The organism is Leisingera sp. ANG-Vp, assembly GCF_000813725.1.
Lineage (GTDB): Bacteria > Pseudomonadota > Alphaproteobacteria > Rhodobacterales > Rhodobacteraceae > Leisingera.
Map to the genome: position 1 here is coordinate 109,865 of NZ_JWLD01000008.1, position 24,593 is coordinate 134,457.

The following is a 24,593-nucleotide window of genomic DNA, read 5'->3' on the forward strand; positions in this document are numbered from 1 at the left end:
CCGCTTTTAAACCGGGCCGGGGTAGGTGAACAGCAGCAGGTGGGTGAGGTTGAAGCCGAAGTGCATGAGCACCGGCACCCGGAACCGTCCGCTGCCCCAATAGCCGAGGCCGCAGGCCAGGCCTAGAAGCGTGGCGAATACAGCAACCGCCGGGCCTGCACCGATGTGGGCGAGGCCGAACAGCAGGCTGGCAGCAGCAATCCCCGCCACGGCGCCGAAGCGGCGGGTGAGGCCCTGCTGGATGTAGCCGCGGAAGAAGGCCTCCTCGGCGAGGCAGGTGAGCAGCAGGTTTGACAGAATCCACAGGAGGGCCCACTCCGGCAGGCTGGGCTCCAGCCGCAGGGCGCCGGCGGCGAGGGCTAGCGGAAACAGCGCGGCGAGCAGAGCGACCGCGCCCAGAATGGCCGGCCGGCCGGCGGAGGCGCGGTCTTTCAGCAGCATTGGCCAGGCCAGCAGCAGGGCGAAGAACACCAGCGGCTTGTCGAGGTTCAGGTGCAGCGAATAGGGCGCGCTGCCGGGGCCGGAAGCCGCCTGATCGAGGATCAGCAGATTGTGAACACCGGGCACCAGATGCAAACCAAGCGTCAGGCATCCCAGGATCAAGGCAGCGTGGCCGGCGATGGCCGCCGGGCCGGTGAGGCGGGGCAGCAGGGCGGCGGCGGCGAGGCTGGAGCCAAGCAAGACCAGGCCGGGCAGTGCCAGGTGGCCGGTAAGCCAGGCGCCGGCAGCGGCAAGTGCCAGCAGGATGAGGGATGCGCGCCGGCCGCCGCTCCAGCCGGCGGCGAGTGCCGCCATCAGAATCAGCCAGGGCCAGATTTGCGCAAATGCGTTCACTATGAAGGTCATGGCGCGCAGATAATCAGGTTGCTGCAGGCAGTTCCACCGCTTCGGCAGGGCGCTGACGGGGCTTTTGCGCTTGAACCCCGGTGGAATTTCCGGTTGCCTTGGACAAGGCTGCAGGCGCCCTAGGCCTGCGCGGGCGGCCGGTTACCTGCCTGTGCTGCCGTGATTTCTCCCAGCTGCAGGGGCGGGCGACACAGAACATTCACATGCTGCCTGTAAAGGGCGGTGTTTGCACGACCTGACCAGAAGGAGCCCGCCCGTGACCCGCGAATTTGAAACCGCATCCCTCGACTGGCTGGAAGCGGAGCTGCAGGACACGCTGGACGAGGACATCGAGATCGAGTTTGCCGAGCCGATGCTGTCGATGGAGATTCGGAAGATCTACCGCGAGCAGCACCCGGAGATGCTGGACCGGCAGGTCTATTTCCGCAATTTGCTGCGGCTGCAGGCGGAGCTGATAAAGGTGCAGGACTGGGTGCAGCATACCGGCGCCAAGGTCTGCATTCTGTTCGAGGGCCGCGATGCGGCGGGCAAGGGCGGGGTGATCAAGCGGATCACCCAGCGGCTGGACCCGCGGGTGGCACGGGTGGTGGCGCTGCCCGCACCCAACCGCCGCGAACAGAGCCAATGGTATTTCCAGCGCTACGTGCCGCATCTGCCCGCGGGCGGCGAAATCGTGCTGTTCGACCGCTCCTGGTACAACCGCGCGGGCGTCGAGCGGGTGATGGGCTTTGCGACTGAAGAGCAGGTGGAGCAGTTCTTTCAGGACGTTCCGGAGTTTGAGCGGATGCTGGCGCGCTCAGGCATTATCCTGCTGAAGTACTGGTTCTCGATCACCGACGAAGAGCAGCAGCTGCGGTTCATGATGCGGATCCATGATCCGATGAAGCAGTGGAAGCTGTCGCCGATGGACCTGGAGAGCCGGATCCGCTGGGAGCAGTACACAAAGGCCAAGGAGGAGATGCTGGAGCGCACCAACATTCCCGAGGCGCCCTGGTATGTTGTCGAGGGCAACGACAAGAAACGCGAGCGGCTGAACTGCATTGAGCATCTTCTGACCAAGATTCCCTATGAGGAAGTGCAGCATGAAAAGGTCGAGCTGCCGGACCGGAAGTACAACCCGGATTATGAGCGCCAGGTGCTGCCGGACGAGCTTTATGTGCCGAAGATCTACTGAGGCTCTTGCTTCAGACAAGGCAAGGGCGCGCCGGCTGGCGCGCCCTTTTTGTTCTGCCCGGCGGGGAAGAGGGATCAGAACAGGAAGTCGTTTACGCCCAGAGAGGCCAGCGACACATCCTCGATCCGCAGGCTGTTGCCGTTGGTGTCGGTGATCACCACATCCGAACCGCTTTGCACCGCGTGATTGGCCGCCAGGTCGTCGAAACTGGAGATGCCGGCCGCGCCGTCCAGGTCGATCTTCTCGCCGTACTGGGAGATTTGGAAATCAGTCACGGTGTCATTGCCGGCGCTGAACACAAAGATATCGCCGCCGCCCTCGCCCGTCAGCCGGTCGTTGCCGTTGCCGCCGTCCAGGGTGTCGTAGCCGCGGCCCGCCCATAGCCGGTCGCCGTGGTTGCCGCCTTGGAGCTGATCCGAGCCGAGGCCGCCGCGCAGCTGATCCCGGCCGTCGCCGCCGAACAACTGGTCACTGCCGCTGCCTGCGGACAGGGTGTCAGCGCCGGTGCCTGCATAGAGAGAATCATTGCCGCCGCCGCCGGTCAGCTTGTCCTTGCCGCTGTTGCCGTTGAGGCGGTCGTTGCCGCCGCTGCCGGTCAGGGTGTCATTGCCTTCCAGGCCGCTGAGCGTGCCGGCGCTGTCAAGCGTCAGGCTGTCATTGCCGGCGGTCGCCCCGGAGCCGCCGCCGCTGGAGCCGCCGCTGTCGAGCTGCAACGGGGCGCTGGTGCGGGCGAAATTCTGGGTAACCATCACCGCATCCCAGCCGTTGAAGTTGCCCTGCTCGATGCCGATGCCGATCACCTCGACATTGGCGTTCAGGATATTGGCGCGGTGGCCGGGGCTGTTCATCAGCGAATTGTGCAGGTCGATCACGTCATCCGCGAGGCCGGGGGCGCCGCGCTCGCTTTGCCAGGCGATGTTCTCGGCCCAGGTCCAGCTGCCGGAAAAAACAAAGCCCGCATCCTCCATGCGGTCGCCCGCGCTGGAGCCACCTGCGCCGGTGTGGGAAAACACATCCTGCTGCAGCATCCATTCGCTGTGGTCTTCGGCGGAATCGTTAAGGCGCAGCTCCAACTGCACCGGGTTGAGCCCGCGCGAGGTGCGCTCGGCGTTGATCAGATCGAGCATCTGGCGCTCGAGTTCGCTTGCCTGTGACATCAATAACTGCTCCGTGAGTGAGCCGGCTGTGCGGCGGTGCTCTATCCGGTTAACCAAATTTTAAGGCGCTAAAAGGGCAAGACTGTGCGGTGGCGGGTTTGCGGCGAAGCTCTGCCCGAAGCGCAGCGGCGGATACGCGGATTCCTGCGCGTGCATTGCAGCCGGCAGCGGTTACAGCGGCGGCTGGCGGCCGGCGGCGGAACTGCGCCGCCTGCCCGGGGCGCAAAGTGCGGGGGATTCGGCTGCGTTGGCGGCAGGCGGGCTGCTGCCAGCGCAGCAAGAGGCCGGCACGGGAGCTTCCTGTTTAGGCGTCAGGGCAATGAAAATGGCCTGGCAGACTGCTGGCCCGCCCGGAGCAAGATTTGTGATTCAGGGTAAAGGAAACCCGGAGAGGCAATGCCTTGTTTGCAGGGACCAAGACAGGCGCCGGTTTTGATGGGGGGGGGACGCAGCCCGCTCCGGGTTTCAATTGAACCGGGTGTTCCAAGCCCGGCAGGCGGGGCAATGGTTAGGGAAACGCATCGGATCTGCCCTGCCGCATTCTCTGTATAGCAGAGGGAAAGCGGAAAATACACCCTAAAGATGTAATTTGGACTATTTCGGGAGCAGCGGCCTAACCTTTTGAATACGCAAAAAGGCTTACGGCTTTTGGCGGCTGCTGCAAATGACAACCCCCCGGGCCGGAGCCGCGGGGGGTGCCTGAACTTATGTTCCGGCGGATCAGAAGAGACCAGCCGTAGTGCTGTCCAAAGCTGGAGAGCAAGGTGTGCTTAGAGCAGACCTTCGCGCTGGGCTTTCTTGCGTGCCAGTTTACGGGCACGGCGGATCGCTTCAGCTTTCTCGCGCGCTTTTTTCTCGGACGGCTTTTCGAAATGTTGCTTGAGCTTCATTTCGCGGAAGACGCCTTCACGCTGCAGCTTTTTCTTCAGGGCACGGAGCGCCTGATCGACGTTGTTGTCGCGAACACTAACCTGCATGTGGTTTTCACCACCTTTCTAAGTTGAGTTGCAAGGATTTGCAGGAGGTGGCCGTATAGCAAAGCGCTGCTATTTTGTCTAGTAGGGTGTCAGAACGTATCAGGACGCTGCCAGCGGGAGGGTGCCATGGCTGAAGACCAGGATCACGCACAGGAAGATCTCAAGGAAAAACTGCTGGATGCGGCGCTGATGCATGTGCCGTTTGACGGCTGGTCCGAGGTCACATTCCGCGCGGCTTGCCAGGATGCGGATGTGGCAGAGGTGCTGGCCCATGCGGTCTGCCCGCGCGGCGGCGTCGATCTGGCGCTGGCCTATCACGCCCGCGGCGATTCGCGGATGCTGGAGCGTTTGAAGAATGAGGACCTGTCCGGCCTGCGCTTCCGCGACAAGGTGGCGGCAGCCGTTCGGTTCCGGCTGGAGGCGGTGGACGACAAGGAGGCGGTGCGCCGCGGCACCACGCTGCTGACGCTGCCGCAGTATGCGGGCGACGGGGTCAAGGCGATCTGGGGCACCTGCGATCTGATCTGGGAGGCGCTGGGCGACGGATCTGACGACTTCAACTGGTACACCAAGCGCGCGTCGCTGGCCGGGGTCTATTCCGCCACCGTGCTGTACTGGCTGGGCGATGACAGCCTGGACCACCAGGCGACCTGGGACTTCCTGGACCGGCGCATCGACAACGTCATGGACTTTGAGAAGCTCAAAGCCGGTCTGCAGAAGAACCCGCTGCTGAAGCCCTTTCTGGTGGGGCCGAACTGGCTGGCCGAGCAAATCAAGCCGCCGAAGGGGCGCGACGATCTGCCAGGGACGGTCAATCCGCGGCGGTGAGGTTTGAGGCGGCGCTGCTGCAAAGGTGGAATGCCCGTCAGCGGCAACAGCCCTTGCCGACTGCTGTTACAACATCCCGGGGCCGCTATTCTTCTGACATGTCTCCAGCAACTTGTATGGCTTTGTCCAGCCTTGTTGCCCAGCTACCCGTCCCGTCCCGATTCGTTCGGATTGCTGGAGAACAGCGCCACCTTGTTCCCCTGAGGATCGCGAAGGTAGCCGACGTAGAAACGAGGGCTGTATGCAGCGCGAAAGCCCGGCTTGCCCTCGTTGGAACCGCCCGCCGCAAGCGCCGCGGCGTGAAGCGCGCGAACCTGCGTTTGATTGCGAGCCTCGAAGGCAACCATCGCACCGTTCCCAGCTGAGGCAGGGCGCCCGTCAAAGGCAGGCTTGACGTAGAAATCAGGCTGCACGGGAGACCGGTCCGGTTCAACGGGCAATGCGAAACTCAATCCCGCGGGCCCCTCTGTCAGCTCATAGCCAAGGGCTGGTAGGAATGCAGAATAGAACCGTTTTGCAAGCATAAGGTCGTCAGCGCCGACGGTGACATAGGCAATCATGTGTCGAACTTCTTCCGGGAAAATGGAGCAGGCGGGGTGTTGGGCTAGTGTAGGCCATCAAGGAACACCGCTCAATGAGCGGTCACTTTGGGGCTCCAAGGCGGCAATCGCGTTTCATTGATGCCGGGGCGGCTCCGCAATCCGTCCCAACTGCGGCGCCTTTGCTGTTTGCGCCCCTCTTGCCGGATGTTAGGCAAGGGCAAGGACCAGGAGGACATACCCGATGACAGAGATGATGCGCGCGGTGGAGATCACCAAACCCGGCGGGCCGGAGGTGCTGCAGCTGTGCGAGCGCCCGGTGCCGCAGCCCGGCCATGGCGAGGTGGTGATCAAGGTGGCCTATGCCGGTGTGAACCGTCCCGATGCGCTGCAGCGCGCGGGTGCCTATGACCCGCCCAAAGGCGCCAGCGACCTGCCGGGCCTGGAAGCCTCGGGCGAGGTGGTGGCCGTGGGCGCGGGCGTCGAGGGCATCGCAGCGGGCGATCAGGTCTGCGCGCTGCTGCCGGGCGGCGGCTATGCGGAATATGTGGCCACTCCGGCGGCGCACTGCCTGCCGGTTCCAGCCGGGCTGGACCTGAAGCAGGCGGCCTGCCTGCCTGAGACCTTCTTTACCGTCTGGTCCAACGTTTTCACCCGCGGCGGCCTCAAGGCTGGCGAGCGCTTCCTGGTGCATGGCGGCTCCTCGGGCATCGGTACCACCGCTATCCAGCTGGCCAAGGCGTTCGGCGCGCGGGTCTTTGCAACCGCCGGATCGGAAGAGAAATGCCAGGCTTGCCTCGACCTTGGCGCGGAGCGGGCCATCAACTACCGCGACGAGGATTTCGTCAAAGTGCTGCGCGAAGAAGGCGGTGCCAACCTGATTCTGGACATGGTCGGCGGCGATTACATCCCGCGCAACGTCAAGGCGATGGCCGAGGACGGCCGCCTGGTGCAGATCGCTTTCCTGCAAGGGCCGAAGGTGGAGCTGAACTTTGCCCTGATGATGGTGAAGCGGCTGACATTGACCGGCTCGACCCTGCGTCCGCAAAGCGATCTGGCCAAGGCAGAGATCGCGCAGGACCTGCGCGAGGCGGTCTGGCCGCTGATCGAGGCAGGCAAGGTGGCGCCGGTGATGGACAGCGAGTTTGCGCTGGAGGAGGCCGCCGCGGCGCATGCCCGGATGGAGAGCTCGGGCCATATCGGCAAGATTGTCCTGAAAGTGGGCTGAGCTGCAGAACCTGCAATACAGAAGGGCCGGCAGATGCGCCGGCCCTTTCTTGTTTGATGCTGCCTGTTACTGCACCGCGCGGCGGTACAGATGCCAGGTGGCATGCCCCAGGATCGGCACTGCAAAGATCAGCCCGACCAGGAAGGGGATCGACCCGATCAGCAGCGAAGCTCCGACGATGAAACCCCAGGTCAGGCAGACCACCGGGCTCTTGCGGAACACTTTCAGCGAGGTTGCGACTGCTACCGGCAGGCCCACATGGCGGTGCAGCAGCATCGGGAAGGACACCAGGCTTACCGCCAGCGCGGCAAAGGCAAATCCGGCACCCACGATGCCGCCGCCGATGGCCATGATCCAGCCCTCGCGGGTGGTCACCACCGCGGCTGCAAAGCTGGCGATCGATTCCGGCGGCTCCGGCCCCAGGGTGCGGCTGTAGATCATGTCGGCTGCGACCAGCCAGACCATGAACAGGGCGGCAAGGTATACGCCAAGCACCAGGATGGCGCCAAAGGCGGGCGAGCGCAGCACTGCAAAGGCATCCAGCCATTGCGGCTCGGCCCCGGCCTCGCGGCGGCGGGACATCTCATAAAGCCCAACCGCGGCAACCGGGCCAAGAATGGCAAAACCCATGATCATCGGCACGATCAGCGGCAGGAGGTTCATCGACAGGCTCATCACCACCAGCGCGATGCCGATCAGCGGATAAAACAGCACCAGGAACATGGCGTCGCTGCGGCAGGCGGCAAAATCCTCCAGCCCGGCAGCCAGGGAATGAATGATGTCGTCCATGGTCAGCTTGCAGGCTTTGGGCATCTCCTTGACGCCGTCGCTGCTCATCTCGCCGACTGTATGGCCGATATGCTCACCGGTAGTCTCAGCCCCTTGCAACAGCCAGCTGAGCGGGTTTCCGATTGTTTTTGCCATGCGTTCTCCTCCTCAGCGGCTAAAACGGAAGTGCCGTTCAGACAGGGCTCAAGCGGGGCCGGGCGCGGCACATAACATAATACTAGCACAAATCCCGCCGAAGTGTGCTTCACAGGCCATTTATTGCCGCGCGAGAGGGATGGCGCCTTGCGGCGCCGGTCTCCGGCAGGAGTATTTGAGGCAGGATGAAAGAGGCGGGGAGACCCGGGTCACGCAGCCTGACAATTCCGCGGGGCTTCTTTCTGGTTTCAAGCACCCCGGGGTGAATTGGCCGCAAGGCCAAGAGGGGCAGCGCCCCTCCCTGTTCAGCGCACCGGCGCGAAACGCGCGTTTTTCAAGGCGCAGTCCTTGATCACATCGCGGCCGCAGGGCACCGGCTGCAGATCCTTGGACAGGCAGACGCGGGCCTCCTGGATGGCACCATCGCGGCAGGTGATGGTGAGGCTGTCGCGGGACAGAACAGGGTTTTCCTTCAGGAAGGCCTGCTCCACCAGGGAGGCGGGCAGGGTGACGGGTTTGCCCAGCTTGCGGAAAATGGCGGGCCGGGTGACGCGGCTGTAGGCCTCGCGCATCAGCGCATAGTAGCGGCGCGCGCTGAGGCCCGAGCAGGTGCCGTGCTTCTTCCATTGGTGCCAGGCCAGGCCAGGGCTGCCCATGATGTCCGCCATGCCGCGGCTCATCGCGCGGCTGGGCGGGGCTTCAGCGGTGCGGCAGTAGCTGGGCCAGCCGCGGTGGAACTGCGGCCAGAGACCGTGCAGCGTCCAGCCGTGATCATGGCGGGGGTGGCATTGATCGGCCCCGCGCGCGTCGCCTTCCAGTTCGCACCAGTTCGGCGACCAGCTGAGCGCCAGCACGTAATAGTCGAATTCTCCGGCGGGTTCGCCATCAGCGGCGGCGGTCAGCGGAGCACAGAGCAAGGCCGCACCGGTCAGAAGCCCGGCGGCCAGGGCGCGGAGAGGGATCATCCGTTTGCCTCCCCTTGGCCTTTGGCGGCCACGCAGACGATTTCCACATCATAGCCGCTGCCGCCCAGCCGGGCCTCGACACAGGCCCGGGCGGGCGTGCAGCCCGGTGGAATCCAGGCGTCCCAGACCGCGTTCATCTCGTCATAGGCGGCGATGTCCGACAGATAGATGGTGGTGTTCAGTATCCTGTCCCGGCCGGACCCGCTTTCGGTCAGCCAATGGTCCACCTTGGCCAGTGCCTCGCGGGTCTGATCAGAGACAGAGGTGTTTGCACTGCCGCATTGCCCGGCCAGCCAGATAAGATCGCCGTAAAGAACGGCCTGGCTCATCCGCGGCCCGGCGGCGAGGCGTATGATGCTGGTCATGGGGCCCTCCGTTCGCTGCTGCTGCACGCCACAGTGGCAAGGAACCAGCCGGCTGTCACCTGCGCAATAGCGTGCCGCTGGCGAAAGCATATTGGCCTCTTCCCTTATGCGGGGAAGCTGACTATATAGGGCGGAAGTTCCCCGACAACGGAAACCTGCCCCGCACGCCGGGGACGCCCATTTGAGGCGGCGGGAGAGATGTATCCGGGGATGACGTGTTTTAAGGAGATGAGCACATGGCAAAACCGTTGATGGCCAAGGCAACCGCCGTGTGGCTGGTGGACAATACCACGATCAGCTTCAAGCAGATTGCCGACTTCGTGGGCATGCACGAGCTGGAGATCCAGGGCATCGCCGACGGCGAAGTGGCGGTGGGCGTCAAGGGCTTCGACCCGATGGCCAACAACCAGCTGACCCAGGAAGAGATCGACAAGGCGCAGGCCAATCCGCTGCACAAGCTGAAGCTCAAGTTCAACCCGGCAGCGGCCGGCGAGGAAAAGCGCCGCGGCCCGCGCTACACCCCGCTGTCCAAACGCCAGGACCGTCCCAACTCGATTCTGTGGCTGGTCAAGTTCCACCCGGAACTCAGCGACGGCCAGATTGCGAAGCTGGTGGGCACCACCAAGCCGACCATCCAGTCGATCCGTGAGCGTACCCACTGGAACATCGCCAACATGCAGCCGATCGACCCGGTGGCGCTGGGCCTGTGCAAACAGTCCGAGCTGGACGCAGCCGTCCAGAAGGCGGCGGCCAAGAAGGCTGCCGAGGGCGGCGTGATGAGCGACGATGAGCGCCGCAAGCTGGTCTCCACCGAACAGTCGCTGGAGATGGACGCCGAGCCGAAAATCCCGAGCGCCATCGAAGGGCTGGAAACCTTCACCCTGGGCGGCGGTTCTTCTGACGAGGAAGAGAAGAAGGAAGAGGAAATCCTCGACGCTGACAGTTTCTTCAACCTGCCGTCCGGCGGCGATGACGAGGAAGACGACGAGGATCCGCGTTTCTGATCCTGCCGTTTGTCCAGCAGGCCTGACCGGCCTGCAGCGGAAATTCCATAAAAAGCCGCAGATCCGAAGCTCCGGATTTGCGGCTTTTTCTGTTAGAATAACGCAACCGTTCTACAAAATGTTGACTATGCGCACTACTTTTGCGCAGCATTGTGTTGCGGGGCGGTTGCGTTCCAGATCGTCCGCAAAACCGGGGTACGGGAAACGCTTGTATGCGTGCGGGCAGTTTACCAAAACAACAGGGACGGGAGTTAATGAGTGTTGCCAGCGGGCCGGTCCGGAAAACCGGCGCGCGCAGGGATGGCAGGAGTAGGGGCGATGGATGCAACAGGGGCTGTGCCGTTTGGGGGCCATTGCAGTTTGGATCTTGAGGCGCTGGCGCGGCTCAGCGGGCTGGAATTCTGCCAGGCCTTAGTAGATCAGCTGGCGGCGGCATTAGGCGCTGATCTGGTCACTGTGGGTGAGCTGAAGGTCATGGAGACCGAGCGCATCAAGGTGCTGGCCAGCTACTTCGACGGGCTGCAGCTGGGCGATTTCGAATATGAGACCTGCGTGGCGCCTTGCCATGAAGTGGTGGTGAGCGGCAAGCCGCAGGTGTTTCCCGCCGGGGTGCAGGAATTGTACCCGGAGGATGAGATTTTCATCGAAGAGGGTATTCAAAGCTATGTCGGGGTGGCATTGAAGAACCCCGACCAGGAGCCGATCGGGGTGATCCAGGCGTCCTGGCGCAAGGATATCGAGGACGGTTTTGCGCGCCAGGCGGTTGCGGTGATGGAACGGTTCTCGGCCCGGATCGGGGCGGAAATCGCTGGGTTGCAGACGCTGGAAACGCTGTCGGTTCTGGCCGAAGGGCCGGCCGGCACCTCGCCGCGTGAGGCCTTCCGCCAGCTGGCCGAACAGCTGCAGGCCGCCTTGAAGGTGCGCTCTGCCTTCATTGCCGAATGCGTTGAGGACAAGCCGGAGTGCTTCCGGGTGCTGGCCTGCTGCCTGGAAGGCAAGCAGGCAGACGGAGCCGAAGACACGCTGGTGCCTTACGACGGAACACCCTGCGCCCACCTGCAGGGCAGGGAGAAATTCCTGGTGCCGGAAAAGCTGCAGGAGGCGTTTCCAAGCCAGGCGCATTTCCGGGTTCAGGATCTGCATTCTTACCTTGGCATTCCTCTGAAAGATGCCGGCGGCACGGTGATCGGCCATTTTGCTCTGCTGCACGACCGCGAGATCCGGCAGCGCAAGCTGGAGACGGATCTGATCGCACTGTTTGCTGCCCGGATCGGGCTGGAACTGCGCCGCCGCAAGGCGGAGCGCCGCCGCCAGCAGGCGGAAGAGGCCTTGCTGATCAAGCACAAGACCGAAAGCCTGGGCCTGCTGGCTGGCACGATTGCCCATGATTTCAACAACCTGCTGGCGTCGATGCAGGGGCGCATCGAGCTGGCGCTGGCGCATCTGGAAAACCGTCACCCGGCGCGGGAGCATGTCCAGGTGGCGGAGCAGGGGCTGCAAACTTCGGCGGCCCTGGTGCGGCAGCTGCTGAACTATGCCAAGGGCGGGGGCAGCCGCGAGCAGGAAACCTGCGATCTGAACGCGATTGTGCAAGAGACGATGGCGCTGATGCCGGTAGAGCGCAAGATGGGCAAGGCCGTGGTGCTGGAACTGGAGCCGGGAGGGCTGATGGCTCGGATGGACCCGGCCCAGGTGAGCCAGCTCCTGATGAACCTGGTGCTGAATGCGGTGGAGGCGATCGGGCCCGGGCCGGGTACTGTCACTGTAACCGCCTGCCGGACCCAGCTGGACGGTGCGGCGCGCCGCAAGCTGCTGAAAGGCCGGGAGATGGCAGAAGGCGAATGCCTGCTGCTGGAGGTGCGCGACACCGGCAGCGGAATGGACCGGCAGACCGTCACCCGGATTTTTGACCCGTTTTTTACCACCAAGCCAGGCGGCCGCGGTTTGGGCATGGCCGCAGCGCTTGGCATCATCAGCCGCCACCGGGGCGGGCTGGCAGTGGAAAGCCGCGCAGGCGAAGGCAGCGCTTTCCGGTTCTATTTTCCGGCCTGCAGCGAGGCGGCGGTGCCTGAGCAGGCTGTGCCGTCTGCGGCGGAGCGCAGCGCCGGAGCGCGGCGGATCCTGGTTGTGGACGACGAGGACACGGTGCGCCGCGCGGTAGCCGGGCTGCTGCAGCTGCGCGGCTGCGAAGTGGCGCTGGCGGACGGCTATGATGCGGCGCTGGCGGCTCTGCAGGGCCAGGCTCCATTTGACGGCGCGGTGATCGACATGAGCATGCCGGGACGCGGCGGCTGGGAAACCCTGTCGCAACTGCGCCTGCTGCAGCCTGGCCTGCACGCGGTGATGATGAGCGGCTTTGCGATCAGTGCGGCGGAAGCAGGCTATCCGGAGCTGGCGGATGTGCAGGTGCTGGACAAGCCCTTTACCAAGGAAAAGCTGTACAAGGCTGTGTTCCGCTAAGCCCTGAGGCTCAGGACCGGACCGCTAGGCCAAGCGGCTCCCGCGGCTGCCAGCTGCTGCCCGGAGGGCTGCAGGGTCCCCGGACGGCGGGAAACCGTAAAAAGCTGCCCTCCTGCCAGTTTGTCTTTGACGGACTCTGCCGGAGCGGCCAAGGCTGGGCACAGGAGTTCCTGCAACAGCCAGTTCCGGAGTTTGCTGATGGCCGTGCTCAATTTCTCATATGCGAAGATCAGGGATGCGGGGCTTTTTCGCGATTATGTTCAGCGGGCGGCAATGCTGATGGAGACGATGGGTGTTGAAGTGGTCACCCGCGGCAGCTTTGCCCGGGTGCTGCGCGGCGGCGGCAGCAACGGTGAAGTGGCTGCCGTGTTCCGCTATGCGGATATGGCTGCAGCGGAGCGGTTCTACAGCTGCCCCGAGTATCAGCTGCTGATCCCCCTGCGGGATGCCGCCTGCGACATGACCATTCATCTCTACGAAGAATAACGGTTCAGGCCTGACGGATGTACGCGTTGGCTTTGCCGGCGGACCCCGGAAAATTGCAGGTGCTCCTGTCAAAGGTATTCTGCGCCCAGCGGCGCAGTCAGATGTCCTTGCGCGCCCGCATCGCTGCGGAAATGGTGCCGTCGTCCAGGTAATCCAGCTCACCGCCGATCGGCACGCCCTGCGCCAGCGAGGTGAGCCTGACCTGGCCCTGCAGCTGATCTGCGATGTAATGCGCGGTGGTTTGGCCGTCGATGGTGGCATTCAGCGCCAGGATCACCTCGGTGATTTCTTCGGTCGCGACCCGGTCCACCAGGCGGGGAATGCGGAGGTCCTCCGGACCCACTGCATCCAGCGCCGACAGGGTGCCGCCCAGCACATGATAGCGGCCTTTGAACACCCCCGCGCGCTCCATCGCCCAGAGGTCGGAGACATCCTCGACCACGCAAAGCTCGCCGTTGGCACGCCGCTCGTCGGTGCAGAGCGGACAGATCTCTTCCGTGCCGACGTTGCCGCAGTTGAGGCATTCGCGCGCGGTGGCAGCGACCTCGCTCATCACATCGGCCAGGGGGGTCAGCAGCAGCGCCCGCTTGCGGATCAGATGCAGCACCGCCCGCCGGGCCGAGCGCGGCCCCAGCCCCGGCAGCTTGGCCATCAGGTCAATCAGGTCTTCGATGCTGCTGGTGGAGTTCTTGATCATGCCTTGGGCCCTTTGTGTTCCAGCCATATAGGCTGATCGGGGCGGGGGAGCGCAAGGGCAGCCGGGCAAAATGTTCAGGGTTTGTTTTGGTGGCTCCTGCAGGTATCCCTGTGGCGGATGAAAGCAGTTCAGGGTGAGGTCATGGCAGATCGGACAGGCGCATTTTCCGGGAGCTTGCGGTTTGCCCGGCTGACGGAGATTGCACCGGACGAGATCGCCCGCCACATGTCCGACCCGCGGATGGCAGCCCATATGCCGCTGCTGACCGGCGCCTGGGATGAGGAAACGGCTAAGGCCTTTGCCGCCGCAAAAGAAGCCTGCTGGCAGCGCGACGGGCTGGGCCATTGGGCGTTTTTGAGCGGCGAGGCTTATGCAGGCTGGGGCGGGTTTCAGAAAGAAGGCGCAGAGTGGGATTTTGGCCTGGTGCTGAAACCGGACTGCTTTGGTCTTGGGCCTGCGATTGCCCGCAAGGCGCTGCGGTTTGCCCGCAGTGATGCGCGCATTCCCTATGTGACCTTTCTGCTGCCGCCGACGCGGCGGCACCTGCGCCCCTTGGCGCGGCTGGGGGCCGTGCAGACCGGTGAGGTCCAGTACGAAGGGCAGACCTTCCTCAAGTTCCGGCTGGAGACATCTTGAGCCAGGCAAAGAAAAAGGCGGCTCCCAAGGGGCCGCCTTTCCGAAATACCATCAGGCCGCTGGTCAGAACGGCAGCTTGATGTCCTTGGGCAGGCCCATGCTTTCGGTCAGCTTGGTCATCTCTTCCTGTGCCTTCTCGGCTGCCTTGGCCTGGGCGTCCTTGATCGCGGCCAGGATCAGGTCCTCGACCACTTCCTTGTCGTCGCCGTTGAAGATCGAGGGGTCGATGTCCAGGCCCTTCAGATCGCCTTTGGCGGATGCGGTCGCCTTGACCAGGCCGGCGCCGGCCTCGCCGGTCACCATGACGTTGTGCAGGTCTTCCTGCATCTGCGCCATCTTGGTTTGCAGTTCCTGTGCGGATTTCATCATCTTGGCCATGTCGCCAAGACCGCCGAGGCCTTTGAGCATCTGTCTTCTCCTAAGTGCGGGGGCGCAGGGCGCCGTAAGTCATCCCCGCACATATCGCAATTGCGAGCACAATGAACAAGTGGGGGGAGGCTGTGCAGTCCTGGATTATGCCCAAGGCACTCTTATCGTCCAAGAAAAGCTCATGGTTATCTATTGCAATAACCATTGCCAGCCCGGCCCACAGCAGGGCGGCGGCTGCAAAGGGAAGGCGCCGCCCGGCAAAAAGAGCGAATCCGGCAAGCGCGAAGAGGGCCAGGGAAACAGGCTTGGCGGACAGGCGGATCAGCTCATCCCATGCGCTGGCCGGTGTACCGCCGTCATGCCAGCAGGCTTTGGCGGATGCGGCTGCCGGCAAAGTGACCCAGAGTGCCGTCAGGCCGGGCATCACTCTTCTTCGAAGGGATCCCATTCGTCTTCAACCTCGGGCAGGGCCTCAGCGGCGACCTCGGCGGCCAGCTCGTCAGCTGTCCGGATCCGCTTGATCTTGGCCTTGGGGAAGCTTTCCAGCACCGCCTGCACCAGGGGGTGCGCAGAGGCTTTCTCGCGCAGGGCGTTCTCAGCGGCGTTTTCGCGCTCGCTGATGGTGTCGCCGCCGCCTTCGGTGACAATGGTGAAGAACCAGTTGTGATGGGTCCAGGCCTTCAGCTGTTCACTCAGCCGTTTGGTCAGGTCGCGGGGGGCGTCGCTGGTCAGTTCAAAGGTGATCTGGCCCGGCTTGTAGGCGGCCAGCCGCAGGTAGCTTTTGACATATTCCAGCAGCAGCCCGTCGCGTTTTTCGCGGATCAGTTCGACCACATGCTCAAATGTGGGATAGCGGGCCAGCGCCGGGCTGGCTTGCGGGGCAAGCGCAGCCGCCGGGCCGGAGCCTCCGCGCGCCACCGGAGCACCGCCTGCCGGGCCGCCGGGACCGCCATAGCTGCCCTGGGCATCAACACTGCCGCCGCCAAGGGCCGGGGCACCCATGCCCTGCATCGGCACACCGCCGCCAGGACCCGGAGGCGGCGGGGGCGGCGTGTCCTGCAGCTTGCGGATCAGTTCTTCGGGCGAGGGCAGGTCGGCCACATGGGTGATGCGGATCACTGCCATCTCGGCCGCCATCATCGCGTTCGGTGCCGCGGCGACTTCTTCCAGTGCTTTCAGCAGCATCTGCCACATGCGGGTGAGCACGCGCATCGGCAGGTTTTGCGCCATCGCCTGGCCGCGGGCGCGTTCGTCCGGGCTGACGGTGGGGTCTTCGGCAGCATCCGGCGTGATCTTCACCACCGAGACCCAATGGGTGATCTCGGCCAGATCGCGCAGCACCGCCAGCGGATCGGCGCCTTCGGCATACTGGCCGCTGAGTTCGGTGAGCGCCGCCGCCGCATCGCCGCGCAGGATCATGTCCATCAGGTCCAGCACCCTTCCGCGGTCGGCAAGGCCCAGCATGGCGCGCACCTGATCGGCGGTCGTTTCACCAGCCCCATGGGAAATCGCCTGATCCAGAAGCGAGGTCGCATCCCGGGCAGAGCCTTCGGCGGCGCGGGTGATCAGCGCCAGCGCGTCCTCGGCAATTTCGGCGCCCTCGGCAGCGGCAATCTTCCGCAAGAGGGCAATCATCACCTCAGGCTCGATCCGGCGCAGGTCGAACCGCTGGCAGCGCGACAGCACCGTCACCGGCACCTTGCGGATTTCGGTGGTGGCAAAGATGAACTTCACATGCGCCGGCGGCTCCTCCAGCGTCTTCAGCAGCGCGTTGAACGCGCTGGTCGACAGCATGTGAACTTCGTCGATGATGTAGATCTTGTAGCGGGCCGAGGCGGCGCGGTACTGCACCGAGTCGATGATCTCGCGGATGTCGTTCACACCGGTGCGCGACGCCGCATCCATCTCCATCACGTCGACATGGCGGCCTTCCATGATCGCGGTGCAATGCTCGCATTTGCCGCAAGGGTCGGTAGTGGGGCCGCCCTGGCCGTCCTCGCCGACGCAGTTCATCCCCTTGGCGATGATCCGCGCGGTGGTGGTCTTACCGGTGCCGCGGATACCGGTCATGATGAAGGCCTGGGCAATCCGGTCGGCGGCAAAAGCGTTCTTCAGGGTGCGCACCATGGCATCCTGGCCCACCAGATCGGCAAAGGTCTCTGGCCGGTATTTGCGGGCCAGAACCTGGTACTGGGATTGGCCGGTGTCGCCGGAGGTGCCGCTGGGGATGTCGTTCATGATGTCTCGTGCCGGAATCGGGAGGGAGGCGCGCGCGCCCCGCGTTCCGCGCAGGGTATTGAAGCGCAGCCCGTTCGTCCACCGCGGAAAGGGAAGGCAAGGGCGGTCAGGGAAAAGGCTTTGGCTTTCTGCCGTTAGCGTCTAGGCTGCGGCTCTGAGGCCTAAGGCGGAAACGGGAATTGGAACGCAAGCGCAAGGAGCGTCGGAATGCGGTCTGAGGAAGTCTCTGAAACAGCGGCGCAAGCGGCGCCCAAGGCGGAAAACCTGGCTGTGCACGCGCTGCCGGTGGCGGGCGGCATTCTGGCGCTGTGCCCCTTGCCCGGAGCAGGCGGCGACTACCGCGGCGATCTGGATCATATCAACGACTGGAAGCCGGGGCTGGTGCTCTCGATGACCACGGGTGAAGAGCAGGCCGCTGCGGGCGGCCAGATGCTGGGGGTCGATATCCAAAGCATGGCCAGCCGCTGGATCCACCTGCCGGTGCCGGATTTCGGCACCCCGCCGCCGGAGGTCGAAGCAAAATGGCCCGCGGCCAGCCAGGCGGCGCGCAAGACGCTGGCGGGCGGCGGCCGGGTGCTGGTGCATTGCAAGGGCGGCTGCGGCCGCTCCGGCATGGCGGTGCTGCGGCTGATGATCGAAAGCGGCGAGCCGCCCGTGAAGGCGCTGGCCCGGCTGCGCGCGGTACGCCCTTGCGCGGTGGAGACCCAGGCGCAGATGGAATGGGCCTATGCAGGCTGTGCGGCCGGGCAGGGGGCGGAGTAGAAAGCCTGGCCGTAACTGCTCTGTCATCGCCCGGCCGATAGGCCGGGCAGCGCCCGACCCTCCCCACGGGAGGGCGCTTTCGCACCCTCCCAGGCTCGGGCGCCACCCTCAGGATTGGAAACGCTGTTACAGCGCCATCATCTGTTCCGCCTGCCGGGCTTCGGCAGTTTTCGGCAGCGCCTCCATCAGCGCGCAGGGGCGGGATTTCAGCGCCCCCGCGGCAAAACCCTTGCCATCCCGGTTCAGGATCGCATCGGCGAACTGGTCCAGGCCTTCGCGCGGAGCGTCCTCGCCGACGCCGCAATAGAGGCGGATCCGGTCATGGCTGGCCACGAACTGCGCCGGGCAGTTGCGCGAGCAGCCGTCCAGGGCCGAGGTGCCGGTGATTTCAAAGTCTTCCTGGGTCAGCGGTTTGGCCTTGGTCATCGCCTCGGCCAGCTTGGCGATCATCCGCTCTGCCGCGGGGCAGGGCCGCCCCAGGTGCTTGCAATCCGTTGCCGCATAGAAATGCGTCTGGTCGGTCCAAATCATATCTGCGCCCTCCGCGCGTGGTGCGGGGGTTCGGGGACAAGAGTTCGGATGAAATTGCGGAAATCCCGCGGTGCCATCAGACCCTGTCCGGACACCCCGCCCGGGTTCGAGTTTCATATCCGATGGCAGGTCTCCTGACTTGCGGGTCGTCGCTTTCCCGATCCTTCCCGGCCTTTTGGGCCAGTGGCTCTATCGGGGTCGCTCGCCGCTTACAGTTGCGGGGGCAGTCGCGGAGTTGGCTTGCATATGCGCAGGCCGCACCGTGTTCCCTTTTCATCCCGGACACAAGATTCTGTGGCACGGGAACCATCGCCACAAGCGGTAGCGGCTAGGTCCCCGAGTCGTCAATCGTTTTTCTGCAGCTGCATGGGCGGGCACAACTGCAGGTGCAGCCCCCGGATCACATCCGAGTCGCGCCGCACCCGCGCCAGCTGCCAGCCGCCCTGCAGCAGGATGTAGAAGTTTTCCGCCGCCGCCTGGGCCTCGGCCTCCGCCAGCCCCAAGCGCTGTGCATGTGCCGCTGTGGCGCTGATCCAACCTTCGAACAGCAGGGCGGCATGCTGATGGAAGGCCTCGTTTTCCGGCCCCTCGAACAGCGTCGCCGACACCGGGCAGCCGCTCCATTTTCCCTGAAGGTCAAACAGCTTGGCCAGCTTGTAGCAGACCGTCTTGGCGCCCTCCTGAAAACTGGGGGCAGGGGTGAAAGAGGCGTCGATCAGCTGCAGCATCTGCTCTGACGCCCAATTGGCAGCCGCCAGCGCCAGGTCGGATTTGCCGTTGGGGAAATGGTGGTAGAGCGAACCCTTGGGCGCCGCGGCTTCGGTCAGAAGCTCGGCCAGCCCGGTGCCGCTGTAGCCCTTGTTGCGGAACAGGCTGGCGGCGGCCAGAATCAGCCGCTCGCGGGTTGGCAGGGGCTGGTCCGGCGCGGATCCGGCTGTCGTCACGTCATCCATAGCGGCAGCTTGACAGCATTAGACCGATTGGTCCAGTGATGTCGTTGGACCGATTGGTCTAGGAGGCGGCAATGCTGGACAGCAATGCAGATCAGACAGCGGCAGTGCGGGAGCAGGAGCTGCGGTTTCCCTCCGGGGACACCGTGCTGGCAGGGCGGATTTACCATCCGGCCGGGCAGCCGCGGGCTGCTGTGGTGCTGAACGGCGCCACCGGGGTGCCGCAGCGCTACTACCGGCATTTCGCGCGCTGGCTGGCCTCAGAGCGGCAGATGGCCTGCCTCACCTATGACTACCGGGATTTCGGCGCCTCGGCGCAGGACCATCCGCGCCGGTCGGATGCCACGATGGCAGATTGGGCGCTGGCGGATCAGCCCGCGGCCCGGGACGAAATGCGGCGGCACCATGCGGGGGTGCCGCTGTGGATCATTGGGCACTCGCTGGGGGCGATGCTGATGCCCCTGCAGGATGGCCTGAAGGACGTCGCCCGCATGATCGTGGTTGCGGGCGGCTTGGTGCACCACCACGATCACCCCTGGCCCTACCGCGCGCTGGCGCTGGCCTTCTGGTTCGGCCATGTGCCGCCGCTGGTCCGTGCCCTGGGCTACCTGCCCGGGCGCGCGGTGGGGTTCGGGGCAGACCTGCCTGCCGGGGTTTACCGGCAATGGCGGCGCTGGTGCACCGCATCCGGCAGCTACCTGCCGGAGACCGGGCGCAGCCTGCCGCTTCCGCGGTGGCAGGAAACCGGCATTCCGGTGCATCTGTTTGCTGTTGCAGATGACAGCATGGTGCCGCCGGCCGCTGTCTGGCGGCTGGGAGAGGTCTTTGGCACCGGGCCGCAGCAGCGCAAGACCCTGGAACCGCAGGAGTATGGGCTGAAGGCCCTCGGCCATCTCGGCGCCTTTGCCCGCGGCAGCGCTGCTCTGTGGCCGCAGCTGGTGCCGCAGCCCGCCTGAGCTTCTTTCTGGTTGAAAATACCCCGGGGTGAATTGGCCGTCAGGCCAAGAGGGGCAGCGCCCCTCCCTCTTCCCGGCCTGCAGGGAAGTGTCCCTGCGCGGAACCGCCGCGCATGCGGTTTCAGGCGCTGCGGTTCAGGCGCTCTTCGGTCACGCGGGCATAATCCGCCAGGCGCAGCTTGAAGCGGCGGGTCAGGTTGCTGCGCGCCAGTTTCATCGATTGCACCAAGAGGCGGCCGGTCAGGCTGGACGGCTTCAGTTTCAGCCCTGCTGACATCCGGGTGCGCTGCGGCGACAGTGCCAGCAGTTCGATCTCCATCCGCCCGTCGATGCCGCTGCCGGAGCCGGTCAGAACCAGCCCGGTAACCGGTGTGTAGCCGTCCAGAGTCAGCCGGGCTTCACGCTGTTTGCCGCGGAAGCTGAAATTCAGGTCCCAGGCCAGGCCGCTCTCCGGACGGGCGGCGTCGCCGATGCGCTGCACTTCGATACCGCGCCGCAGGGCCGAACGTTCCAGCAGCTCAAAATCAGCGATGGCGCCGAATACCTCGGCAATTGGCGCTTCGATATCTTCTTTGCTTTGAAATTCCATGGTGGTCTGCCTCAGTTGCGCGGCGGGTGCGCTGCGTCGTTTCCGGCAAATATGCGCTTTAGTCCAGCGTGTCCGCAAGCCAGTTCTTGAGCAGAAAATGCGCAATTGCGCCTTTCCGCGCCGGTTTCAAGACCGGGTGCCCGCCGGCGAAAACCTCCATCATCTCCTGGCGGCTGACCCAGAGCGCATCTTCGATCTCAGCCGGGTCGATGGTGATTTCCCGGCTCAGCGCGTCGCCCGCGCAGCCGAACATCAGCGACATCGGAAAGGCCCAGGGCTGCGAGGAGAGGTAGCTGACCGCCCCGACCTGCACGCCGGTTTCCTCAAAGGTCTCGCGGCGGACCGCCGCCTCCAGCGTTTCGCCCGGTTCGACAAATCCGGCCAGCAGCGAATACATGCCTTCTGGCCAGCCTGGGGAGCGCCCCATCAGCACTGCGTCGCCATGGGTGATCAGCATGATCACCACCGGATCGGTGCGCGGAAAATGCGGTGCCTTGCAGGACGGGCACAGCCGCTGCCACCCGGCCTGTACCACATCGCTGGGCGCGCCGCAGCAGGCGCAGAACTGATGGCTGCGGTGCCAGGACAGCAGCGCCTTGGCGGTGGCGGCCATTTCCGCCTCCAGGGGAGACAGCCGGGTCATCACCCGGCGCAGCTCGGCAAAGACATGGGTTTGCGGCAGATCCGGGTGCTGCTGCTCGCTGGCGTCGGCAAAACTGTTGAGCGCTTCCGGGTCCAGCTCCTCCGGCTGCCAATCGCCAAGATCGCAGGCAAAGCGCGGTGCGCCGTCCGGCTCCAGCCCCAGGAACAGTGCGGCCCCGCGGCGGCTGGCAGCCAGCGCATGGCCGGGTGCCGTCCAGGCCAGCCCGCCGGGCAGGTCTGCCTCCGTCTCCCGCACCGTCAGCGGCTTGCCGCGCCACATCAGCAGCACCCGGGACCGGGAATCCTCCCAAGCGGCTGCCAATGCCGCCGGGTCGCCGCGCAGATGCGCCGACCGCTCCAGCCCGCCGCCGCCGAAGGTCACCTGTTCCGCATGTTTCATGACAGCTCTCCTTTGACTGGCGGCGCTGCAGCGCGGCTCAACGGATGGAATAGGCAACTGCATGCCAGCGCGCTGGCGGCGTTGCCAGCAATTGCCGGTGATCGGTGCTTGCCTGTCGCCGCGCCGCCACACCTTTGCTGCCCGGTTTGCGTCAATTTCCAGCGGAACAGGGCCGAAACGCGCCGCGGCTGCCGCTGCGTTAATAATTTTTCAAATGCGGCACAAAGGTTTCTTTGCAAATCGTTAAAACGCTGATTCAAATAGCGGCGGACAAGAAATGGCGCTGAAGGGTGCTGAAAGGAGCGGCGGGCAGGCAGTGTCAGCACAACTTCGGACATGACAGGCGGAGCGGAGGCTCCCGGGGCCCGGCCAGCCGGGATGCTGCACGTGCTGGCCACTACGGACCTGCACTGCAACTTGCTGAGCCACGATTACTATGCGGACCGGCCAGATCCGTCGATTGGACTGTCGCGCGTCGCCAGCCTGATTGCCCAGGCGCGGGCAGATGCGGCCCGGCAGGGCGCTGCCTGCATCCTGGTAGACAATGGCGACGGGTTTCAGGGCTCGCCCCTGGGCGACATTGTGCCTGATGCCAAGGGGCCGCATCCGCTGGCACGTGCCTTTCAGCTACTGGGCTATGATGCGGTGGGCCTGGGCAACCATGACTTCGATTTCGGCCTGGCGGCGCTGGCAGGCATCCTGAAGGATGTGCCTTGCCCGGTGCTGTGCTCGAACCTGACGGCGCTGCAGCCGGGGCAGGCGCTGCCTTTTGAGCCTTCGGCGGTGCTGGAGCGGCATATTCCCGGCTGTCCCGGATTGCCGCCGGTGCGGATCGGGCTGTTATCCGTGCTGCCGCCGCAGACGCTGGCCTGGTGCGGTCCGGCGCTGCAGGATCAGCTGGCGGCGGGCGGCATCGTTGAAACGGCAGCGGCACAGGCCCGCCGGCTGAAGGCAGAAGGCTGTGATATTGTGCTGGCGCTGGGCCACACAGGCCTGGCCCCGCAGTCCGGCACAGGTCTTTGCGAAAATGCCCTGACGCAGCTGGCGTCGATCCCCGATGTCGACGCGGTGGTCGGCGGCCACACCCATCTGACCCTGCCTGATGAGGGGCATGAGTTTGCCAAGCCGGTGGTGATGCCGGGGGCGCATGGATCGCATCTTGGGCTGATCAGCCTGGATCTGGAATACACCGGCGCCGGCTGGCGCCCGGCGGGGGGCAGTGCCAGTCTGCAGGCGGTGGCGCAGAAGGGGCCGGAAGGGGCTGCGGAGCCCTTGATTGCCGAAGATCCGGCGTTCTGCGAGGCTCTGGCAGCAGATCATGCCCGCACCCTTGAGCGGATGCGCCAGCCGGCCGGCTACAGCTCGGTGGCGATGCATTCCTACTTCACCTTCTTTGCCCAGGACCGCGGCCTGGCACTGGTCGCCAGCGCCCAGGCGGCAGCGGTCCGGCCGCTGCTGCAGCGCAGTGCCGCTGCAGGCCTGCCGCTGCTCTCTGCAACCGCCCCCAGCAAGTTCGGCGGCCGGTCAGGCCCGCAGTTCTATACCGACATTGCCGCAGGGGAGCTGTGCGCCCGCAATATCGCCGATCTGCAAGTCTTCCCGAATGAGCTGCGGGCTGTGGTGGTGACCGGGGCTCAGCTGCTGGACTGGCTGGAGATGTCGGCAGGGCTATTCAGCCAGGTGGAGCCGGGCCGCGGCGGCCAGCTGCTGGTCGATCCGCAGCGGGCCGGGCACAACTTCGATGTGATCTTCGGGCTGAGCTATCAGGTGGACGTGTCGCAGCCGCGGCGGTTCTCAGCTGCCGGCGAGCGGATCAACCCGCAAGCGCAGCGTATCCGGGGCCTGTCCTGGAACGGGCAGCCGGTGCAGCCCAGCCAGCGGTTTGCGGTGGCCGCCAACAGCTACCGTGTCAGCGGCGGCGGCAGTTTCCGGATGCTGCGCGAGGCCGAGCAGCTGCCGCTGCCGCCGATGCGGATCCGCGACGCGGTGCGCGACTATATCGCGGGCCGGCTGTCGGCCGATCCGCTGGCGGAAGAGCCCTATCCCTGGCAGCTGGCCGCGCTGCCCGGAACCAGTGCCATCGCTGTCACCGGCCCCGGGGCGGGGCAATACCTGGATGAGCTGCCGCCCGGGCTGGCGCAGCCCCGCGGCGTCAGCAGCAACGGTTTCTGGCAGCTCGAACTGCAACTCTGAACCCGGGGGCAGGCTCTTGCCAATCCCCGCAGGCGCGCTTATATCGGGATTCGAGAGGTTGGCGCGGGCAGGCGCCTCGCCAACCTGGTCAGGTCCGGAAGGAAGCAGCCACAACGAGCCCCGCTTGGGTCGATGTCCAGCCTCTCACTTTTCCCGCACGAAGCGCAGGCGAGCAGCAACAGGACTGCTTCCGCCTGCTTTGGCGCAATCAAAGATTACACCTTCGCCGTTGGGCGCGGCGCCGCACTGGCGCGCGCCGGGGTGCTGCTTCTTTCTGGTTCGAATTACCCTGGGGTGAATTGGCCGTGAGGCCAAGAGGGGCAAAGCCCCTGCCGGCCGCTGACTTGCTGCCATATAGGCCTAATGCAGGATTCGGTGCCGGATTCCGGGCCCTTAGAACCGGCCATTGTCCGCCGGATAAACTCCGAGGATTTCCACATTGGTGGTGAAATAGCTCAGCTCGTCCATCGCCAGCTGAACATGCGGGTCCTCTGGGTGGCCCTCGATATCGGCATAGAACTGAGTGGCCGTGAACGAGCCGTCCACCATGTAGCTTTCCAGCTTGGTCATGTTGATGCCATTGGTGGCAAAGCCGCCCATCGCCTTGTAAAGCGCGGCGGGGATGTTGCGCACCTGGAACACGAAGCTGGTGATCATGTTGTGGGCGCCGCGGCGGG

Annotated in this window: 26 protein-coding genes, 1 other RNA gene, 1 pseudogene and 1 riboswitch; of the genes and pseudogenes, 11 read left to right on the forward strand and 17 right to left on the reverse strand. The window is 64.9% G+C overall.

The features are described from left to right. Positions 1-6 precede the first annotated feature (6 nt). Entirely contained in the window at positions 7-795 is a 789-nt protein-coding gene (locus RA20_RS04265; RefSeq protein WP_193748766.1) for a CPBP family intramembrane glutamic endopeptidase, read from the reverse strand. Between the two features lie 307 nt (positions 796-1,102). Between RA20_RS04265 and ppk2 the strand changes: the two genes are divergently transcribed. Next, on the forward strand, positions 1,103-2,020 hold the full coding sequence (gene ppk2 / locus RA20_RS04270; protein ID WP_039124945.1) for a polyphosphate kinase 2: 918 nt from the start codon (positions 1,103-1,105) through the stop codon (positions 2,018-2,020). Between the two features lie 74 nt (positions 2,021-2,094). Here ppk2 and RA20_RS04275 read toward each other — a convergent pair whose 3' ends face one another. After that, complete coding sequence (locus RA20_RS04275) at positions 2,095-3,177, reverse strand: CAP domain-containing protein (protein ID WP_039124947.1); 1,083 nt, start codon at positions 3,175-3,177, stop codon at positions 2,095-2,097. 770 nt (positions 3,178-3,947) lie between these two features. Then, on the reverse strand, positions 3,948-4,154 hold the full coding sequence (gene rpsU, locus RA20_RS04280) for a 30S ribosomal protein S21 (RefSeq protein ID WP_005614280.1): 207 nt from the start codon (positions 4,152-4,154) through the stop codon (positions 3,948-3,950). A 126-nt stretch (positions 4,155-4,280) separates the two neighbouring features. On the opposite strand from rpsU, the gene RA20_RS04285 reads away from it, so the two are divergent. Beyond that, positions 4,281-4,982, forward strand: a complete 702-nt coding sequence (locus RA20_RS04285) for a COQ9 family protein (protein ID WP_039124968.1) — start codon at positions 4,281-4,283, stop codon at positions 4,980-4,982. Between the two features lie 143 nt (positions 4,983-5,125). Here RA20_RS04285 and RA20_RS04290 read toward each other — a convergent pair whose 3' ends face one another. Next, positions 5,126-5,542, reverse strand: a complete 417-nt coding sequence (locus RA20_RS04290) for a VOC family protein (protein ID WP_039124970.1) — start codon at positions 5,540-5,542, stop codon at positions 5,126-5,128. Positions 5,543-5,765: 223 nt separating this feature from the next. Between RA20_RS04290 and RA20_RS04295 the strand changes: the two genes are divergently transcribed. After that, entirely contained in the window at positions 5,766-6,749 is a 984-nt protein-coding gene (locus RA20_RS04295) for an NAD(P)H-quinone oxidoreductase (protein ID WP_039124972.1), read from the forward strand. 66 nt (positions 6,750-6,815) lie between these two features. On the opposite strand, the gene RA20_RS04300 is transcribed toward RA20_RS04295, so the two are convergent. The 3 genes from RA20_RS04300 to RA20_RS04310 form a co-directional block, all read right to left on the reverse strand. Beyond that, the gene (locus RA20_RS04300; RefSeq protein WP_039124974.1) at positions 6,816-7,673 is read right to left on the reverse strand and encodes a DUF2189 domain-containing protein; all 858 of its coding nucleotides are present in this window, start codon (positions 7,671-7,673) and stop codon (positions 6,816-6,818) included. A 305-nt stretch (positions 7,674-7,978) separates the two neighbouring features. Beyond that, complete coding sequence (locus tag RA20_RS04305; protein WP_039124976.1) at positions 7,979-8,638, reverse strand: ribonuclease T2 family protein; 660 nt, start codon at positions 8,636-8,638, stop codon at positions 7,979-7,981. After that, positions 8,635-9,003 carry a RidA family protein gene (locus RA20_RS04310; RefSeq protein WP_039124978.1) on the reverse strand — a complete coding sequence of 123 codons (369 nt, stop codon included), beginning with the start codon at positions 9,001-9,003 and terminating at the stop codon, positions 8,635-8,637. Before RA20_RS04310 ends, RA20_RS04305 begins: the two co-directional genes overlap by 4 nt. Before the next feature lie 236 nt (positions 9,004-9,239). Between RA20_RS04310 and RA20_RS04315 the strand changes: the two genes are divergently transcribed. From RA20_RS04315 to RA20_RS04325, 3 genes are all read left to right on the forward strand, one after another. Continuing rightward, entirely contained in the window at positions 9,240-10,007 is a 768-nt protein-coding gene (locus tag RA20_RS04315; RefSeq protein ID WP_039124980.1) for a DUF1013 domain-containing protein, read from the forward strand. Positions 10,008-10,325: 318 nt separating this feature from the next. Next, positions 10,326-12,467, forward strand: a complete 2,142-nt coding sequence (locus RA20_RS04320) for an ATP-binding protein (RefSeq protein ID WP_039124981.1) — start codon at positions 10,326-10,328, stop codon at positions 12,465-12,467. A 198-nt stretch (positions 12,468-12,665) separates the two neighbouring features. Then, positions 12,666-12,953 carry a DUF1330 domain-containing protein gene (locus RA20_RS04325; protein ID WP_039124984.1) on the forward strand — a complete coding sequence of 96 codons (288 nt, stop codon included), beginning with the start codon at positions 12,666-12,668 and terminating at the stop codon, positions 12,951-12,953. 97 nt (positions 12,954-13,050) lie between these two features. On the opposite strand, the gene recR is transcribed toward RA20_RS04325, so the two are convergent. Further along, on the reverse strand, positions 13,051-13,650 hold the full coding sequence (gene recR, locus RA20_RS04330) for a recombination mediator RecR (RefSeq protein WP_039124986.1): 600 nt from the start codon (positions 13,648-13,650) through the stop codon (positions 13,051-13,053). 141 nt (positions 13,651-13,791) lie between these two features. Between recR and RA20_RS04335 the strand changes: the two genes are divergently transcribed. Further along, entirely contained in the window at positions 13,792-14,286 is a 495-nt protein-coding gene (locus RA20_RS04335) for a GNAT family N-acetyltransferase (protein WP_039125033.1), read from the forward strand. A gap of 63 nt (positions 14,287-14,349) precedes the next feature. Here RA20_RS04335 and RA20_RS04340 read toward each other — a convergent pair whose 3' ends face one another. From RA20_RS04340 to RA20_RS04350, 3 genes are read right to left on the reverse strand one after another with little or no spacing between them, the layout of a single operon-like run. Then, positions 14,350-14,694, reverse strand: coding sequence for a YbaB/EbfC family nucleoid-associated protein (locus RA20_RS04340; RefSeq protein WP_008556296.1), 345 nt, complete (start codon positions 14,692-14,694; stop codon positions 14,350-14,352). A gap of 10 nt (positions 14,695-14,704) precedes the next feature. Continuing rightward, the gene (locus RA20_RS04345) at positions 14,705-15,079 is read right to left on the reverse strand and encodes a hypothetical protein (protein ID WP_241482207.1); all 375 of its coding nucleotides are present in this window, start codon (positions 15,077-15,079) and stop codon (positions 14,705-14,707) included. Continuing rightward, positions 15,079-16,893 carry a DNA polymerase III subunit gamma/tau gene (locus tag RA20_RS04350; RefSeq protein WP_039124989.1) on the reverse strand — a complete coding sequence of 605 codons (1,815 nt, stop codon included), beginning with the start codon at positions 16,891-16,893 and terminating at the stop codon, positions 15,079-15,081. Before RA20_RS04350 ends, RA20_RS04345 begins: the two co-directional genes overlap by 1 nt. Positions 16,894-17,100: 207 nt before the next feature. Here RA20_RS04350 and RA20_RS04355 point away from each other — a divergent pair, with 207 nt between their 5' ends. Next, positions 17,101-17,655, forward strand: coding sequence for a protein-tyrosine phosphatase family protein (locus RA20_RS04355; protein WP_039124991.1), 555 nt, complete (start codon positions 17,101-17,103; stop codon positions 17,653-17,655). Positions 17,656-17,781: 126 nt separating this feature from the next. On the opposite strand, the gene RA20_RS04360 is transcribed toward RA20_RS04355, so the two are convergent. Together RA20_RS04360 and RA20_RS04365 are read right to left on the reverse strand one after the other, a co-directional pair. Beyond that, on the reverse strand, positions 17,782-18,186 hold the full coding sequence (locus tag RA20_RS04360) for a hypothetical protein (RefSeq protein WP_039124993.1): 405 nt from the start codon (positions 18,184-18,186) through the stop codon (positions 17,782-17,784). A 107-nt stretch (positions 18,187-18,293) separates the two neighbouring features. Then, a riboswitch (cobalamin riboswitch) is annotated at positions 18,294-18,512 on the reverse strand. Positions 18,513-18,530: 18 nt separating this feature from the next. Beyond that, positions 18,531-19,139, reverse strand: a complete 609-nt coding sequence (locus tag RA20_RS04365) for a TetR/AcrR family transcriptional regulator (protein WP_039124995.1) — start codon at positions 19,137-19,139, stop codon at positions 18,531-18,533. Positions 19,140-19,210: 71 nt separating this feature from the next. Here RA20_RS04365 and RA20_RS04370 point away from each other — a divergent pair, with 71 nt between their 5' ends. Next, complete coding sequence (locus tag RA20_RS04370; RefSeq protein ID WP_039124997.1) at positions 19,211-20,092, forward strand: alpha/beta hydrolase family protein; 882 nt, start codon at positions 19,211-19,213, stop codon at positions 20,090-20,092. Positions 20,093-20,213: 121 nt separating this feature from the next. Here the strand turns inward: RA20_RS04370 and RA20_RS04375 are convergent, their stop codons facing one another. From RA20_RS04375 to RA20_RS25300, 3 genes are read right to left on the reverse strand one after another with little or no spacing between them, the layout of a single operon-like run. Continuing rightward, positions 20,214-20,681 carry an SRPBCC family protein gene (locus RA20_RS04375; RefSeq protein WP_039124999.1) on the reverse strand — a complete coding sequence of 156 codons (468 nt, stop codon included), beginning with the start codon at positions 20,679-20,681 and terminating at the stop codon, positions 20,214-20,216. A gap of 58 nt (positions 20,682-20,739) precedes the next feature. Next, complete coding sequence (gene nudC / locus RA20_RS04380) at positions 20,740-21,723, reverse strand: NAD(+) diphosphatase (RefSeq protein WP_039125001.1); 984 nt, start codon at positions 21,721-21,723, stop codon at positions 20,740-20,742. Further along, positions 21,720-22,061: a hypothetical protein gene (locus RA20_RS25300; protein WP_152618433.1), complete on the reverse strand. Its 342-nt coding sequence runs from the start codon at positions 22,059-22,061 to the stop codon at positions 21,720-21,722. Before RA20_RS25300 ends, nudC begins: the two co-directional genes overlap by 4 nt. Before the next feature lie 40 nt (positions 22,062-22,101). Here RA20_RS25300 and RA20_RS04385 point away from each other — a divergent pair, with 40 nt between their 5' ends. Together RA20_RS04385 and ffs are read left to right on the forward strand one after the other, a co-directional pair. Then, a complete protein-coding gene (locus RA20_RS04385; RefSeq protein ID WP_241482208.1) occupies positions 22,102-23,916 on the forward strand; it encodes a 5'-nucleotidase C-terminal domain-containing protein in 1,815 nt (604 codons plus the stop codon). A gap of 51 nt (positions 23,917-23,967) precedes the next feature. Beyond that, positions 23,968-24,066: signal recognition particle sRNA small type (ffs, locus tag RA20_RS24900), an RNA gene on the forward strand. 243 nt (positions 24,067-24,309) lie between these two features. Here the strand turns inward: ffs and RA20_RS04390 are convergent. Next, positions 24,310-24,593 (reverse strand): annotated as a pseudogene (locus RA20_RS04390) (prephenate dehydratase); the annotation flags it as partial.